Origin of the sequence: Lyngbya sp. PCC 8106 (genome assembly GCF_000169095.1) — a bacterium.
Classification (GTDB): Bacteria; Cyanobacteriota; Cyanobacteriia; order Cyanobacteriales; family Microcoleaceae; genus Capilliphycus.
Map to the genome: position 1 here is coordinate 13,810 of NZ_AAVU01000005.1, position 15,375 is coordinate 29,184.

Sequence of the window (15,375 nt, forward strand, 5' to 3'; positions counted from 1 at the left end):
GTTTTAGGTGTCAGGTGTCAAAAATTTCTGATGTTCTAATTTAGACGCCTAACAACTTAATTGATCATTGATAATTCATCATTCATAATTAATCAGCAAATTCCTCAGTTTTTATAATCAACTAAAAAGGCAAAACCTGTTTAGTCGGAAAAACCGAGGAACTAAATTTATTCAACTAATCAATGTTTAGCGAGCAGAGATGATCTTCTCTAAACTTTAGCGAGTGCTTTTTTGGGCTGATAACTCATCCCTTGAGCAAATGTTTCGAGATTGCCTGCTTTAGCCTCTAAGAACCGTTTGATATTCATACTTTCAGCCCCAAAGTCTTGAATTTGCAGCTTACCGTGACGTAGGGGTTTGTCTAAAGGCCAGAACGTGATCCGATGTTGAATAAAGCCTTCAGCATCAGGATCAGCAAACGCATAGGAACAAGGGATAATAATAGAAGGGCTGCGTTGAGTAAAGTTGTGATCAGGGTAATAGAAATCCTGCTCAATCAGATAATATTTGCTGAGAGTATGCGATCGCAACTCAACCTTCACGGTTTGATTATACTCATCTAAAAACTCACCCTCTTTCGAGCTAATTTCACCCGCAGGTCTTAGTAAATGCGCCCATTCATCCATCGTTCGCAGATCGCTGAGATACTCATATCCCATCTCTATCGGCGCATCCACAAAGATAGTATCAGTAACAATTTTATAACGACCGACAGCCGCTTCAGTTCGTCCAGCTTGGCGTTCTAAAATCGCCTTGAGTGAACGACATTCAGAAGTATGAACTGTTTCAATCCCCTGCATAATCATCGGCACTCGTCGCTTCGGATCGACAAAACTTAGCCAGTGAAAATAAACCCCCGACTCATCGGTTCCTGGCTCAATATATTCAGGCGGAAACAGCATCACCGGATAAACCTGAAAATACTCTTGGTATTTAATCCCACAATGCCATTCAATCCCCTTAAAGAAACCATTGTCAATTCGTTTGACATGATAATACAAATTATGTTGATAACCTGAAGCTGTTCCCAGCCAAGTATCTTCATCAACTTGTTCGATCATCCGACTAAATAGCGTCCAGTCATCTAAATTTTTCAGACTGCAAAGATAGTCAAAAGCCGTATCAGTATCTGTCGCAATATAAGCAGACGTAGCAAAGGTATTCTGTTCCATTGTTTCCTGTGGTAAAAATTTTCGGGTGTAGTTTTTCCGTATTTCTATTCGTTGAGGTTATGCACTCACCAACATTTGAGCCTGTTCAGCCTGGGTAATACGTTCTTCAGCAAGCTGCATAGAAGCCTTATGAGTCGTCATTCCGGTCGTTTCAGCTTTCTTGAAAAGTTCTAGCAAAGTATCGTAAATACTATGAACATGACTAATTGCTTTTTTCTCCTGGTAGCCAATCAACTCGTGATAAACATTAATCAACCCCCCCGCATTAATCACATAATCCGGACAGTACAAAATGTCTTGAGCCGTCAGCATTTCGCCATGCACTTGCTCGTCTAAAAGCTGATTATTCGCCGAACCTGCAATGATAGACGCTTTCATCTGAGAAATCGTTTGAGTATTGAGAATCGCTCCCATTGCACAAGGCGCAAAAATATCAACATCAAGTCCATAAATCTGCTCAGGTTCAACCGCAGTCGCCCCATATAACCGAGCAACTTTAGAAACTTTGGCTTGATTAATATCACTGACAAATAGTTTGACTTCATTTTGGTGTAGCCAATCACAAAGATGCTGTCCGACATTACCCAAACCTTGAACGGCTACCTTTAATCCCTTGAGATTATCAGAACCAAAGCGGTATTTTGCGGCAGCTTTCATTCCGAGTAAAACACCGATAGCTGTAACCGGAGCAGGCCCACCCGATTTTTCTTGAGTCCCGACAACATACTTTGTCTCCCGATTAATTTGTCGAACATCCTGCGGCGTTAAATTAATATCTTGACCCGTGATAAATCGACCATTCAGGCGCTCAATGAATCGACCATAAGCCTGTAACAATTCGCAGGTTTTTTGCTCAGGCTTGGCGATAATTACCGCTTTACCGCCACCCATCGGAATATTGGCACAGGCGGCTTTGTAGGTCATGCCTCGACTGAGACGCAGAGCATCGGTTAAAGCCGCAACCTCACTTTCGTAGGGCCAGAGACGAGTTGCCCCCATAGCAGCACCCAGTCGGCTGTCGTGAATCGCAATAATTGCTTTCAATCCAGAGGCTTGGTCGTTACAGAATAAAACCTGTTCATGGCCGGCTGTGGCTGTTGTTTCAAATAGTTTCATTGTGGTTTATTTATGCTTGAGTAAAAGGAATAGAAGTTGAGAGTTGGGAGATGGAAAGGCAAATCAAGTCAAAATGAAAGCACTTCTGACATTTGCCTTTTGCCTATTGGCTGTTCCCTAAAATTCTGTTTAAGTCATCGGAAAAGAGACTTGCTCCTTCGATGAACCATTGTTTGAGGTGTAGTCATCTAACGGATAGCCTTTGGGTTCGGGTTTCGGCTCTGCTTTCTCCGTTGAACGATTCGCTAAACTTTTGGTGCGTCCTTTAGAGGGAGCGTGGCGAGAAGGATCAATTTTGACATCAACCACAATCGGCCCATTGGCAGCCATCGCTTTTTGTAGAGCGCTTTCAAGCTGTGATTCTTCCAAGACCTGAATACTTTGGGCGCCCATACCCTGAGCAATCATGGTGAAATCAGTCTGAGGCATGAGTGCATCGGCTTTGAGTCCCAGCATTGCCATCCCTTGATAGCACATATTGTAGCGGGCATCGTTCAGCACAATCCAAACCGCAGGGATTTGGTATTTGACGGCGGTGCTGACTTCACTATTCATCAACATCGAACCGTCACCAACAATCGCAACGGCTTTATGACCTTGACCGAGAGCCGCACCCAAAACCCCTGTTGTTGCATGACCCATCGAACCCACACCTGTACTAACCCGATAACGATTTGACTCAGAAAAGCGTAATAGGTGAGTAGACCAAGTAAATGAATTACCTGACTCTGCTAGTACGACTGCGTTACTGCCTTCAACGATGACTTTTTGAATCGTCTCCATCAAAATCTCGGGACGCACGAGGGTACTGGTCGCCTCTGCAATCGGTTCACGTTCAGGATTCGGTAAATTAACGATTGAGCGAGGATAGTGCGACAGATAGGGTAATAGTTGTCGCAGAAACGTACCGATATCAGCCTGAACTGGATAGGTTGGAACCGTTGGATAGCTGACTCCAATCACACTCGGGTCAATATCGACTTGAATAAATCCTCGACTCGGTACCAAGTCGGGACTCCAAAATGAGGTCGGTTCACCCATACGAGTTCCCAGTACCAATGTTCTTAATGGCTTCACCGTGTTTAAATAGTTCAACACTGAACTGTGACCGCCTAACCCCGTAATACCGACAAACTGAGGATGGTCTTCTCGAAAGAGTCCTTTTGCTCGGGGTGAACACATGACAGCGGCACCTGTGACCTCAGCAAGCTGCATCACTTCTTGAGTGGCTAAACGAGCGCCATAACCGACCCAAATGGCAAAGGGGCCTTCAGAGAGAAGTTGAACACAGTGAGAAATGACAGAATCGGTGACTGCAATTGCGTTCTCTGTCACCGTTGCTGTGGGCAACTCTTTTGGCATCGGCAATGATTGTACCCCTGTCGGAGTGCTGAGATGAGCGGTAAAGCCTCCAGGCTGAGAGACTCCCTGTGTGAGTCGTCTAGCAATTTGAGGGAGTTGCTCGGGGCAATCAATGATAGTTGCGTAGTTATAGAGCGCTCCAGAGCTAAATAATCCATCCGTTGGCAGTGTTCGAGGGCTTGTTTCTTGAATGGCCCAACGCTCTCGTTGTGATGTTGATGTACAGGCCGACAAGTGAATGACTTTGGCTCCTTCGCCTCGGGCGGCAAATAACCCGGTTAATGTATTGGTAATGCCAGGGCCGGCAGTTGAAAAAACAACCACGGGGCGATTGCTGACGAGAGATGCTTCTAGAGCGGCAAAGGCAGCTCCGGATTCGTGACGACAGTGAATCACTTGGATTTGACGGCTGTTAGATAGGGCATCCCATTGGGTTGCCATTGCGCCGCCGGAAACGCCAAAAGCCCATACAACACCCAAATCTTCCAATAGCTTCACGACCGCTTGAGAGACTGAAGTCTCTTTTTTGACGGCTGACAGGCTGTTGGTTAATGGGTCATGAGAACCATTGGCAGATTCTCTGACAGATTGTTTATGAGCTATTTTTGTCTGTTTCTCTTGAGTGATTACGGTCGTTGATTCAGGTGATTTCTTGATCATTGTTGCGTACTATTCTTGCTAGACTTTTAGCTTTAAATTTTTTGTAGCTGGCTGCATCTGACACACATCATAAAGACATTTTTAAGGACATCGCTATGCACATTATTTCGGACGAGGTATCAATTCTTTAGATTTTTATCAGTTCTATTCAATCTCTTAATCGGCTCTAAGTTCACTCTGACAATACAGTGGTGATGCCGAATTGGACTCTCAATAGCCAGAATTTTTTCTGTATAAACTCTTTTTAACTTTTGCCTCTCAGCGCTTTTATGATTTTAATTACTCTATCCTAAGATAGAGTTTTCTTAATCAGTCGATTTGCTGATATTTCAGGTTTAACACAGTATAAATGATGATTTATGAGAAAATCTAAAGAAATGTAACGACGTACCGAAAAAATATCATTGAACTTTCTCTAGCAAGTTCTTTAAGCTCTAGAACAGTAACCCGTGTTTTCACGGACACCGACCGCTAAATCATGGAGATTTTCAAATAATGACCTACAAGCCCCAACAATATCTAACAGATGGTGGTATCGAAATATTTCGACAGGTCGAACTTCTGCCAATGGAGACCGCTCTGGATCGGATTTTACCGAAGTTGGATACTGTACGGGGTGGATTATTGACCAGCAGCTATGAATATCCAGGACGCTACAGACGATGGGCGATTGGATTTGTCAATCCACCTCTGGAAATAGCAACACGAGATCATTGTTTTACCATCACAGCACTCAATGAACGTGGAGAAATTTTAATCAAACAAATTTCGAGCGCTTTGTATGACTGTACTGATCTAAAAAATATTCAGCATAATCGTCAAAAAATTACAGGAACAGTCGCATCCGCCCATCGATTGTTCTCCGAGGAAGAAAGAAGCCAACAGCCCTCTGCATTCTCTGTTATTAGAGCCATTACAAATACATTTAAAAGCGATGAAGATGAACATTTAGGACTCTACGGAGCGCTAGGTTACGATTTAGTCTTTCAGTTTGAGCCAATCCCTCAAAAAATCAAGCGTCCCGACGATCAGCAAGACTTAGTGCTATATTTGCCGGATGAATTGATTGTCGTAGACTACTACCTCCAACAAGCCTTTCAACTTCAGTACGACTTTAAAACCGCCAACAGTTCAACTGACGGACTTCCTCGAACGGGCGAGGTGATCGATTATCGAGGAAAACGTCAGCCCTTAACTCAAGTTGCTGACCATGCAGAGGGCGAATATGCAGACTTAGTAAAAACCGCCTTTGATTATTTCCGCAGAGGAGATTTGTTTGAGGTGGTGCCTTCTCAAAGCTTTTTTGAGAGTTGTGAAACCAATCCTTGTGAGCTATTCCAAACGCTACAAACGATCAACCCCAGTCCCTATGGGTTTATCTTCAACCTGGGCGGCGAATATTTGATCGGGGCTTCCCCAGAAATGTTTGTGCGAGTAGATGGGCGACGGGTGGAAACCTGCCCAATTAGCGGTACCATTGAACGCGGTGATGATGCGATCGAAGATGCTACTCAAATTCGGCATTTACTGAACTCGCTCAAAGATGAAACCGAGTTGACCATGTGTACAGATGTTGATCGCAATGACAAATCCCGAGTGTGTAAACCTGGATCAGTTCAGGTTATTGGTCGGCGTCAGGTGGAAATGTATAGCCATTTAATCCATACCGTTGACCACGTTGAAGGGGTTTTAGAAGATCAATACGATGCCCTAGACGCCTTTTTAACCCATACCTGGGCAGTAACCGTAACCGGGGCACCCAAACGAGCGGCGATCGCTTTTATTGAACAGCATGAACGCAGCGCCCGTCGTTGGTATGGGGGAGCGGTGGGCTATTTTAACTTTAATGGCAACCTCAATACAGGCTTAGTCTTGAGAACCATTCGCCTCAAAGACTCAGTTGCAGAAGTGCGCGTCGGAGCAACGGTACTTCATAGCTCAATTCCAGAAGCAGAAGCCAAAGAAACGCTCACCAAAGCGGCTGCAATGCTGCAAGCTCTAAAACAAACTCAGCGCGATAAACTCAGTCCTAGCGAGTTGATATCCCCCGCTCAGACAACCCAGCGTCGCCGCCCTAAAGTGTTGATTGTTGATTATGAAGACTCTTTTGTTCATACATTAGCAAACTATATTCGTTACTGCGGTGCTGAGGTTGTCACTCGACGTCACGGCTTTCCCCTCGAAGTTCTAGATCAAGAGCAACCCAATCTGGTTGTACTTTCGCCTGGGCCTGGGTGTCCTGCCGACTTCGGCGTGAGCAATATGGTTAATGCTTGTGTTGAGCGCCATATTCCTCTGTTTGGAGTCTGTTTAGGGTTACAGGGTATTGTCGAAGCCTTTGGCGGTACCTTGGGAGTTTTAGACTGTCCGCAGCATGGTATTTCTTCGCAAATTACGGTTGTAGATTCAGATTCGGTTCTGTTTAAAGACCTGCCTTCAACCTTTGAGGCGGGACGATACCACTCACTCCATGCCTTAACTCAAGCGATACCTGCTCAACTCAAAGTAACAGCATTTTCCTCCGATCAGGTGATTATGGCGATTGAACACCGAGATCTACCGATCACTGCGGTTCAGTTTCATCCAGAATCATTGATGACGATGACAGGTAGTGCAGGTTTGAAGATGATTCAAAATGTGGTTGATGCTTATGGTTCAATATCGGGTGATGGCGAGACCACTCAAGTCGAGAATTCCCGAGAAGAAGTTGAAAACAGCTTTATTGAGGCATTTGTTCGCTGAGGTTTTTGGGGTCAATGCTCAGTTTTTTGACCTCAAATCGATACCGGGAAATTAGAACAAGTAGACTTATGAAGATTCGTCGTTTGACAGAACTAAATACGGGTTATGAGATTGCGCCCCAACACTCAATTCCAGACAATATTCTCGAAAAGATTATTTGGCAAAAAGAAGATGAAGTCTTGCAAATGAAGCAGGCGATGTCATCTTTAAAATCGGGTTCTGATTATGAAACATTGTTAAAGCCTTCTTCTGCTTTTAGTAAACGGAGAGATTTTGCCAAAGCACTCAAAAAAGGATCTCCGGCGCTAATTGCTGAAGTGAAAAAGGCTAGCCCCAGCAAAGGTATTATTTGCCCCGATTTTGATCCCGTGAAAATTGCCCAAGCTTACGAACGAGGGGGCGCTGCTTGTTTGTCGGTTCTCACGGATAAAACCTTTTTTCAAGGGAGTTTTGAGAATTTACAACGGGTCAGAGATAGTGTATCGCTTCCTCTGCTCTGCAAAGAGTTTATCATCGACCCCTGCCAAGTGTTGATGGCGCGATCTGCTGGTGCCGATGCGGTGCTGTTAATTGCTGCGGTGTTGAGTGATGCTGACTTGAGTGCGTTCTCAATATTAGCCGATCGCTTGGGAATGGATTCTTTGGTTGAAGTTCATACTTTAGCCGAATTAGATCGGGTGTTAGCATTGCCGGAAACGGGTAAAAGTATTCGTTTAGTTGGCATTAACAACCGCAATTTAGAAAATTTTACCGTTGATTTGGCGACAACTGAACAGTTATTAGCTTCGCGAGGTGAAGAACTAACTGCAAAAAATATTGTTGTCGTCAGCGAGTCGGGTTTGAAGACATCCGACGATCTGGTTCGGGTACATCAAGCGGGCGCGAATGCCGTGTTAGTCGGTGAATCTTTAGTGCAGCAAACAGAAATTTCCCAAGCCGTGCGAGCGATTATTCCTAAACAATTAGAACTACAAAAATGAAAACCAAGACTCAAAGCATTTCTGAATGTTTCCAAACGTTAAAAGGGCGGGGTGAATGTGCATTAATTCCGTTTATTACCGCAGGCGATCCCGACCTGGAAACAACGGCAAAAGCCTTACAAATCCTCGACCGCAGCGGCGCCGACTTGATTGAGTTGGGAATTCCCTATTCCGATCCGTTAGCCGATGGTCCGGTGATTCAAGCCGCAGCAACACGCGCTTTAGCAAAGGGGGTGACATTTGACCAAGTGTTAGAGGTTGTCTCCGATGTGGTTCCGACTCTGAAAGCCCCGTTGATTTTATTTTCTTATTACAATCCCATCCTTTATCGGGGTATTCGGGCGGTTTTAACTCGGTTTGCCGATGCGGGAGTTAAAGGGCTAGTTGTTCCTGATTTGCCCCTAGAAGAATCTCAAACGTTGCTTGATATTGCTGCTGAGGTGGGGATTGAAGTGATCCTTTTGGTGGCTCCGACAAGCCGCTCTGAGCGCATACAGGCGATCGCCCAGAAGTCGCAGGGGTTCATTTATCTGGTGAGCGTGACTGGGGTAACGGGAATGCGATCGCAGGTTCAGTCCCGGGTTCAAACGTTAATTGGCGACCTGAAAGCCAGTACAGATAAACCCATTGGCGTTGGTTTTGGCATTTCCGAACCGAAACAAGCCCAACAAATTGCCCAGTGGGGAGCAGATGCAGTGATTGTCGGTAGCGCTTTCGTCCGACGTTTGGCTGAAAATTCACCCGAACAAGGACTCAAAGAGATTGAACAGTTAGCGCAAGATCTCAAAACAGCAGTTTCCAGTTAAAAGGCGCTCTTGCAAGAGGCAATCTTGCAATAGGCAATCTTGCAATAGGCGATCTCCTCGCCTCCCCACCTCCCCACCTCCCCATCTCCCCATCTCCCTATCTCCCCACCTCCCAACTCCCAACTCCTAACACCTAGAAAAAAAGGATTTTTTGACAATGGTTAGTTTGAATGAACGTCCAACGGTTTCTAACAACACAAATCAACGACCCGACGCACTCGGACGGTTCGGACGGTTTGGGGGTAAATATGTCCCCGAAACCCTAATGCCTGCCCTAAGCGAGTTAGAAACTCAGTTTCATCGCTACATCGGTGATCCTGAATTTAATGAGCGTCTAGACGGTTTGTTGAAAGACTATGTGGGTCGTCCCAGTCCGCTTTATTTTGCTGAACGACTTTCCGAACGTTATGCCAAAGCTGACGGTACCGGGCCGCAAATCTATCTGAAGAGAGAAGACCTCAACCATACCGGCGCCCACAAAATTAATAATGCTCTCGGTCAAGTGTTGCTCGCTAAATGTATGGGCAAACAGCGGATTATCGCTGAAACGGGTGCAGGTCAACACGGTGTCGCCACTGCCACAGTTTGCGCTCGGTTTGGCTTGGAGTGCGTGATTTATATGGGCGTACACGATATCGAACGGCAATCTTTGAATGTGTTTCGGATGCGGTTGTTGGGGGCGGAAGTTCGTCCGGTAGAAGCGGGAACCGGTACTCTCAAAGATGCCACATCGGAGGCTATTCGCGACTGGGTAACGAACGTAGAAACCACTCACTACATTCTCGGTTCGGCGGCAGGCCCTCATCCCTATCCGATGATTGTCCGAGATTTTCACGCAATTATTGGTAAAGAAACTCGCGCCCAATGTCTGGAAAAATGGAACGGTTTACCCGATATTTTAATGGCTTGCGTCGGTGGCGGATCGAACGCGATCGGTTTATTTAACGAATTTGTTGACGATACTAATATTCGCATGATTGGCGTTGAAGCCGCAGGTGTTGGCGTCGAAACTGATAAACACGCCGCCACCTTAACTAAAGGCCAAATTGGGGTTCTGCACGGGGCGATGAGTTATCTATTGCAAGACTCCGAAGGTCAAATTGTTGAGGCTCATTCGATCAGCGCCGGACTGGATTATCCTGGCGTTGGCCCGGAACACAGCTACCTCAAAGATCTCGGTCGCGCCGAATATTATAACGTCACCGACGAGCAGGCGTTGGAAGGTTTTCAAATGTTGTCTTCTCTTGAAGGGATTATTCCGGCGTTAGAAACGGCTCACGCGATCGCCTATTTAGATACCCTTTGTCCGACTTTAACAGGCAGTCCCCGCATTGTTCTCAACTGTTCTGGACGGGGTGATAAAGATGTGCAGACGGTGATTAAAGCCCTCGAAGATCGTCAACAGTAAACAGTGTAGAGTCCGATGAAATTTGCAAAAGTTGTTGGGCGACTGCCCTAACTTAAAAGCGGTAAAGACACAACAACTCACCGATGATAACTGATCACTGTAAAATCCCATGACCACATTAATCTCTCCTAATACTAATCTTGTCAAACCGCAGAGCGCCCCGGAAGCGGCTAAACAACAAAACTGGCCGGAATTATTGACTCAGCTCTTAGATCGGCAGTCGCTGTCGGTTGAACAGGCATCTGTTCTCATGCGGGGCTGGCTAACTGAGGAAATTCCCCCCGTGATCTCTGGCGCCATATTAGCCGCCATTCAGTCAAAAGGGGTTTCTGCCAGCGAGTTAGTCGGTATGGTGAAAGTTCTGCGCCAACAGGCGCTTAAGTCAAATTCCCCGATCGATACCGTCCCGATGATTGACACCTGCGGTACGGGCGGTGATGGTGCATCTACCTTTAATATTTCCACCGCAGTGGCTTTTGTTGCCGCAGCAGCAGGGGTAAAAGTCGCCAAACATGGCAACCGCTCAAGTTCTAGCAAAGCCGGGTCTGCCGATGTGTTAGAAGCATTAGGCTTAAACCTATCAGCCAGTCCCGAACGGGTAGAAGCGGCAGCCTCGGAAGTAGGCATTACCTTTTTATACGCTCCCGGTTGGCATCCGGCGTTTAAGGCGATTATGCCCCTGCGTAAAACCTTAAAAATTCGCACGGTTTTTAACTTGCTCGGCCCGCTCTTGAACCCGATGCAACCCACCGGACAGGTGATCGGGGTTTATGACTCGTCGTTGGTTGAAACCGTTGCCCTGGCTTTGACTCAGCTTAATATCCGTCGGGCGGTTGTGGTTCACGGACGCGAAGGCTTAGACGAAGTGGGTTTAGCCGATCTCACCGATGCTGCTTTTGTCAGCAAAACCCCAAACGGCACAATTGGCGAACACACGGTTAATCTTACCGTTATTTCTCCGACTGATTCTGGCATTGCTACCGTCCCGACGTCCGCCCTCAAGGGTGGCGATGTCAATGATAATGCTGAGATTCTCAAAGCAGTATTGCAAGGCAAAGGTACACAAGCCCAACAGGATGTGGTTGCCCTCAATGCGGCGATGGCGCTTTATGTGGGTGAATCTGTGTCCTACGCCGAAAGCATCTCAAAAGGTGTTGCGATCGCTAAAGAGGTTTTAGCCAGCGGACAAGCTTGGAAAAAATTAGAAGAACTGAGTCAATTTTTACAGGACTAACTGACCGTTTGATTGACCAAAAAACAACTAGCAAACAACTACAAATTACACGCACAGGAGTAAATTATGATCGTTATTCTCAAACCCGGTATCCCCAGTTCTGAAGTTGAAATCATCAGCGAAGCCCTGTCCGAACAGTGGAATGTCAAAGTTGAAAAAAGTGTCGGTCAGCATAAAACCGTTTTGGGTTTGATTGGTGAAACGGCTTTGCTTCATAAAGACCAAATCCAAAATATGAATCCCTGGATTGAACAGGTTTTACGCATTGAAGAACCTTTTAAACGGGCAAGTCTAGGGTTTCGTCATGGGCAAGCCAGTACGGTAAAAGTGTCTACACCCAATGGTGATGTTGATTTTGGTAAAAATCATCCGTTGGTGATTGTCGCCGGGCCTTGTTCGGTTGAAAACGAAGAAATGATTGTGGAAACCGCCAAACGGGTGAAAGCCGCAGGGGCTAAGTTTCTGCGGGGAGGTGCCTATAAACCCAGAACTTCTCCCTATTCTTTCCAAGGTCATGGTGAAAGTGCTTTGGGAATGTTAGATGCAGCCCGTTCTGCCACTGGGTTGGGCATTATTACCGAAGTCATGGATACGGCAGATTTAGAGGCGGTTGCCGAGGTGGCTGATGTCCTGCAAGTGGGCGCTCGCAATATGCAAAACTTCGCTTTACTTAAAAAAGTGGGCGCTCAAGATAAGCCCGTATTATTGAAGCGGGGGATTGCGGCGACGGTCAAAGATTGGCTGATGGCGGCTGAATATGTGTTGTCGGAGGGCAACCCAAATGTAATTTTATGTGAGCGGGGGATTCGCACCTTCGATCGCCAATATACCCGCAATACTCTGGATTTATCGGTGATTCCCGTGTTGCGAACTCTGACTCATTTGCCGATTATGATTGACCCCAGTCATGGTACGGGTAAGTCTGAGTTTGTTCCTCCGATGGCGAAAGCTTCCGTGGCTGCCGGTACCGATGCGTTGATGATTGAGGTTCATCCCAATCCAGCGAAAGCACTCTCTGATGGGCCGCAATCTTTGACCCCAAATCAGTTTGATGCGTTGGCCGCAGAACTTCTGCCTCAACGAGTTCCGGCTCTGGTTTAATCGGGCTTTTAGGAGTTTCGGAGTTTACAAGTTTAGGAATTTAGGAATTTAGGAGTTTAGGAGTTCAGGAGTTTAGGAGTAAGCGCACCAAACGCGGTTGTTGTGCCGACAGGAATTCAGGAATTCAGAAGGAAAGCAATGTTCAAAAACTAACTTACCCTCTCTGGGTACTGTTTCCTGTTTACTAAACCCTGTTTCCTACTCCGTCTTTTGAGTTTCCTAGATTCTATTTCAACTGAGATAGGAGGTAAAGGATTGTGTTTTGTTCAAAATCCCCATCCAAGTTAGCAGAAATTGACCGTCAGCTTGTCAAGTTGCTCGGAGAACGGATCGCAGCAATGGCTGACTCACCGGATGAGATTGATTCTAAAACGCTCAAAACGGAGTTAGCCCGTGCGGGTGTACCGGAGTTTGTTTGGCGGAGTTTATTAACCAGTGCGGCAGCCGCAGCTACAATTACTCAGTCTGATCAGTTAACGTTCTCCAAAACGGATTCGCCTAAGCGGGTGACGCTGATTGGCGGTACGGGTAAGATGGGTCTGTTTTTTGCCGATCAGCTAATTGATGCTGGACATCGGGTAAAGTTGATGGGTCGCGATGATTGGGATGATGCTGAGGTGTTTTTGGGAAATGCTGATCTGGTGATGGTTTGTGTGCCAACTGATCAGGCGGTTAGTGTGATTGAAAAGGCGGCGCCTTTCCTCAGACAGACGACAGCTTTGACGGACATTATTAGTATTAAAGCACCCATTCTGGAGGCGATGTTGACTCATCATTCTGGCCCGGTAATCGGACTACATCCGATGTTTGGCCCGGGTACTCGTTCTTTTTTATCTCAGAATGTTGTGGTTTGTCCAGGTCGAAAGGTGAGTGCTTTTGATTGGTTGTTGAAGTTGATTGAACGCAATGGTGGTAAGCTGAGAACCAGTTCTGCTGCCGAGCATGATCAGATGATGGCGACGGTTCAGGGGATTCGTCACTTTATGACGTTTGGGTTGGGGGTGTTTTTGGCGACTGAGGATGTTGATGTTGCTCGGAGTTTGGAGTTGTCTAGTCCTCTGTATCGGTTGGCGATCGCGACGGCTAGTCGTTTTTTTGCCCAAAGTAGTTCTCTTTCTCTAGAGATTATGATTGGTTCCGAGCAGAGTCGTCGCATTTTACAGCGATTGTCTACAACTTATGCTCAACTTGCTTCTGCGGCAAGCTGTAATGATCTCGAGTGTCTCAAAAGTGCTTTTGAAACTGCTCATCAAACTTTTCAGACGGTAATGCCTCACTCTCGACAAGAAACTGATTATCTGATCGAAAGCCTGAGTGTCTTTTTGGCGGCTTCCAAAGTTGAACCGCTTGAAGTTAATGGTCAACAGGAATCAATACAATGGTCTAGACCAGTAGACAGAATTGTTAGCTGAATTCTTGACACCTATAGGCTTGAAAAGAAGACGAAGATTGTTCTGATCTAAGGGGTAATAACCCTCCCCCATTTCAGAAAATTTTTTACGTCTAGTTTATTAAAATAAAATAAAATAAAATATTTATTTTTTGGGTGAACAAATCATAAATTCAGTAAATCTTAAATCCAAATCTATATTCGTCTATATCTTAAGCTGTTCTTAACTCTAGCTACTATAAACAATTGTGATTATTTTTTATAGAGTTGACTAATTTATGGGTAAAGCGTTACAATAATTAAGGATTGACTTTAGTCGATAGTTTCTGAAGTATTTTTTTAGAAACTAACAATTATTAATCTATTCAACTGAAAGTCGCTTAATTTGAATTGCCTTTGACAGAATTAAGCCTTACTTTCAGGTGCAAACATCTGTCTTTTTTTGACTAAAAATAAGTCGAATTGACTGCTGTTGTAATTAAGTAACTTACCTGAACCCATGACAACCATCCCAGCCAAAATAAGTGCATCTTCTAAAAGTGTATCTTCTCCAAAGGTTTTAATTGTTGAAGACGAATATTATGCTCGACAGCTATTTGTTAATAGTTTGGAAGCTGAAGGATTTTGCCCCATTGAAGCAGAAAATGGCGTGATTGGGCTTGAGCTTGCTCGTAAATATTTGCCTGAAGTCATTATCTGCGATATCATTATGCCAGAACTAGATGGTTATGGTGTTTTAAACTCTCTGCGAGAATGTCCTGAAACTGCAATTATTCCATTTATTTTTGTGACGGGTAAATGGGAGAAAGATAATATTAGGCAGGCGATGGTGCTTGGTGCAGATGACTACATAACAAAGCCTTTTAAAATTCAAGATCTAATCGAAGCAGTCGTCTCACAAATTAAAAAGCGCTCTATCTTACAGGAGGGGTATGCTCTTAAATTTAATAATACTCCAACTAATACTCCAACTAGCAGTGAATCCCAGGATGGAGAAGAATCAGACGAGATTAACTTAGAAGAAACAACAGCTTTTAATTGTCCTTTTGAAGAATCACTTAACAAGGTCTTTAACTTTATTGAAGCCAACTATTGGCGATCCATTACCTTAGCTGAAGTCGCTGAGTATGCAGGCTATTCACCGGCTTATTTAACCAGCCAAGTGGGATCTTTAACCGGAAAAACAGTGAATCGCTGGATTATTGAGCGACGAATGAAAGCCGCACGTTCTCTACTCCAAGAAACCAGCTATACTGTAGAACAAATTGCTCGCAGGATTGGCTATCAAAGCTCTTGTCACTTTTCTCGACAGTTTCGTAAGCATCATGGAGCTGCTCCACAAATTTGGAGAAATCAGCAAACCAATAGTGATCAGTAAAGTAAGTCTGAGATTATTTTAAAGCA

At 45.2% G+C, this 15,375-nt stretch carries 11 protein-coding genes; 8 read left to right on the forward strand and 3 right to left on the reverse strand.

Annotated elements, in window-relative coordinates; genetic code table 11:
* Positions 1 to 209: 209 nt before the first annotated feature.
* The 3 genes from scyC to scyA form a co-directional block, all read right to left on the reverse strand.
* On the reverse strand, positions 210 to 1,172 hold the full coding sequence (scyC, locus tag L8106_RS04765) for a scytonemin biosynthesis cyclase/decarboxylase ScyC (protein WP_009783077.1): 963 nt from the start codon (positions 1,170 to 1,172) through the stop codon (positions 210 to 212).
* Positions 1,173 to 1,229: 57 nt separating this feature from the next.
* Positions 1,230 to 2,288 carry a tryptophan dehydrogenase ScyB gene (gene scyB / locus L8106_RS04770; protein ID WP_009783078.1) on the reverse strand — a complete coding sequence of 353 codons (1,059 nt, stop codon included), beginning with the start codon at positions 2,286 to 2,288 and terminating at the stop codon, positions 1,230 to 1,232.
* A gap of 129 nt (positions 2,289 to 2,417) precedes the next feature.
* Entirely contained in the window at positions 2,418 to 4,310 is a 1,893-nt protein-coding gene (scyA, locus tag L8106_RS04775; protein WP_009783079.1) for a scytonemin biosynthesis protein ScyA, read from the reverse strand.
* Between the two features lie 495 nt (positions 4,311 to 4,805).
* On the opposite strand from scyA, the gene L8106_RS04780 reads away from it, so the two are divergent.
* The 8 genes from L8106_RS04780 to L8106_RS04815 all read left to right on the forward strand — a co-directional run bounded on the left by L8106_RS04780 (position 4,806) and on the right by L8106_RS04815 (position 15,349).
* Positions 4,806 to 7,052: an anthranilate synthase gene (locus L8106_RS04780; RefSeq protein ID WP_009783080.1), complete on the forward strand. Its 2,247-nt coding sequence runs from the start codon at positions 4,806 to 4,808 to the stop codon at positions 7,050 to 7,052.
* A 68-nt stretch (positions 7,053 to 7,120) separates the two neighbouring features.
* Positions 7,121 to 8,032, forward strand: a complete 912-nt coding sequence (gene trpC, locus L8106_RS04785) for an indole-3-glycerol phosphate synthase TrpC (RefSeq protein ID WP_009783081.1) — start codon at positions 7,121 to 7,123, stop codon at positions 8,030 to 8,032.
* Positions 8,029 to 8,838 carry a tryptophan synthase subunit alpha gene (gene trpA, locus L8106_RS04790; RefSeq protein ID WP_009783082.1) on the forward strand — a complete coding sequence of 270 codons (810 nt, stop codon included), beginning with the start codon at positions 8,029 to 8,031 and terminating at the stop codon, positions 8,836 to 8,838. Before trpC ends, trpA begins: the two co-directional genes overlap by 4 nt.
* A 157-nt stretch (positions 8,839 to 8,995) precedes the next feature.
* Complete coding sequence (gene trpB / locus L8106_RS04795) at positions 8,996 to 10,246, forward strand: tryptophan synthase subunit beta (RefSeq protein ID WP_009783083.1); 1,251 nt, start codon at positions 8,996 to 8,998, stop codon at positions 10,244 to 10,246.
* 109 nt (positions 10,247 to 10,355) lie between these two features.
* Positions 10,356 to 11,480, forward strand: coding sequence for an anthranilate phosphoribosyltransferase (gene trpD, locus L8106_RS04800; RefSeq protein WP_009783084.1), 1,125 nt, complete (start codon positions 10,356 to 10,358; stop codon positions 11,478 to 11,480).
* A 66-nt stretch (positions 11,481 to 11,546) separates the two neighbouring features.
* Complete coding sequence (gene aroF, locus L8106_RS04805) at positions 11,547 to 12,581, forward strand: 3-deoxy-7-phosphoheptulonate synthase (protein WP_009783085.1); 1,035 nt, start codon at positions 11,547 to 11,549, stop codon at positions 12,579 to 12,581.
* 257 nt (positions 12,582 to 12,838) lie between these two features.
* Positions 12,839 to 13,993 carry a prephenate dehydrogenase/arogenate dehydrogenase family protein gene (locus L8106_RS04810; protein WP_009783086.1) on the forward strand — a complete coding sequence of 385 codons (1,155 nt, stop codon included), beginning with the start codon at positions 12,839 to 12,841 and terminating at the stop codon, positions 13,991 to 13,993.
* Between the two features lie 477 nt (positions 13,994 to 14,470).
* Positions 14,471 to 15,349 carry a response regulator gene (locus L8106_RS04815; RefSeq protein ID WP_009783088.1) on the forward strand — a complete coding sequence of 293 codons (879 nt, stop codon included), beginning with the start codon at positions 14,471 to 14,473 and terminating at the stop codon, positions 15,347 to 15,349.
* Positions 15,350 to 15,375 lie beyond the last annotated feature (26 nt).

Coding starts and splice junctions, on each gene's coding strand:
- scyC (WP_009783077.1), bottom strand. CDS start 1,172: ATGGAACAGAATACCTTTGCTACGTCTGCTTATATTGCGACAGATACT.
- scyB (WP_009783078.1), bottom strand. CDS start 2,288: ATGAAACTATTTGAAACAACAGCCACAGCCGGCCATGAACAGGTTTTA.
- scyA (WP_009783079.1), bottom strand. CDS start 4,310: ATGATCAAGAAATCACCTGAATCAACGACCGTAATCACTCAAGAGAAA.
- L8106_RS04780 (WP_009783080.1), top strand. CDS start 4,806: ATGACCTACAAGCCCCAACAATATCTAACAGATGGTGGTATCGAAATA.
- trpC (WP_009783081.1), top strand. CDS start 7,121: ATGAAGATTCGTCGTTTGACAGAACTAAATACGGGTTATGAGATTGCG.
- trpA (WP_009783082.1), top strand. CDS start 8,029: ATGAAAACCAAGACTCAAAGCATTTCTGAATGTTTCCAAACGTTAAAA.
- trpB (WP_009783083.1), top strand. CDS start 8,996: ATGGTTAGTTTGAATGAACGTCCAACGGTTTCTAACAACACAAATCAA.
- trpD (WP_009783084.1), top strand. CDS start 10,356: ATGACCACATTAATCTCTCCTAATACTAATCTTGTCAAACCGCAGAGC.
- aroF (WP_009783085.1), top strand. CDS start 11,547: ATGATCGTTATTCTCAAACCCGGTATCCCCAGTTCTGAAGTTGAAATC.
- L8106_RS04815 (WP_009783088.1), top strand. CDS start 14,471: ATGACAACCATCCCAGCCAAAATAAGTGCATCTTCTAAAAGTGTATCT.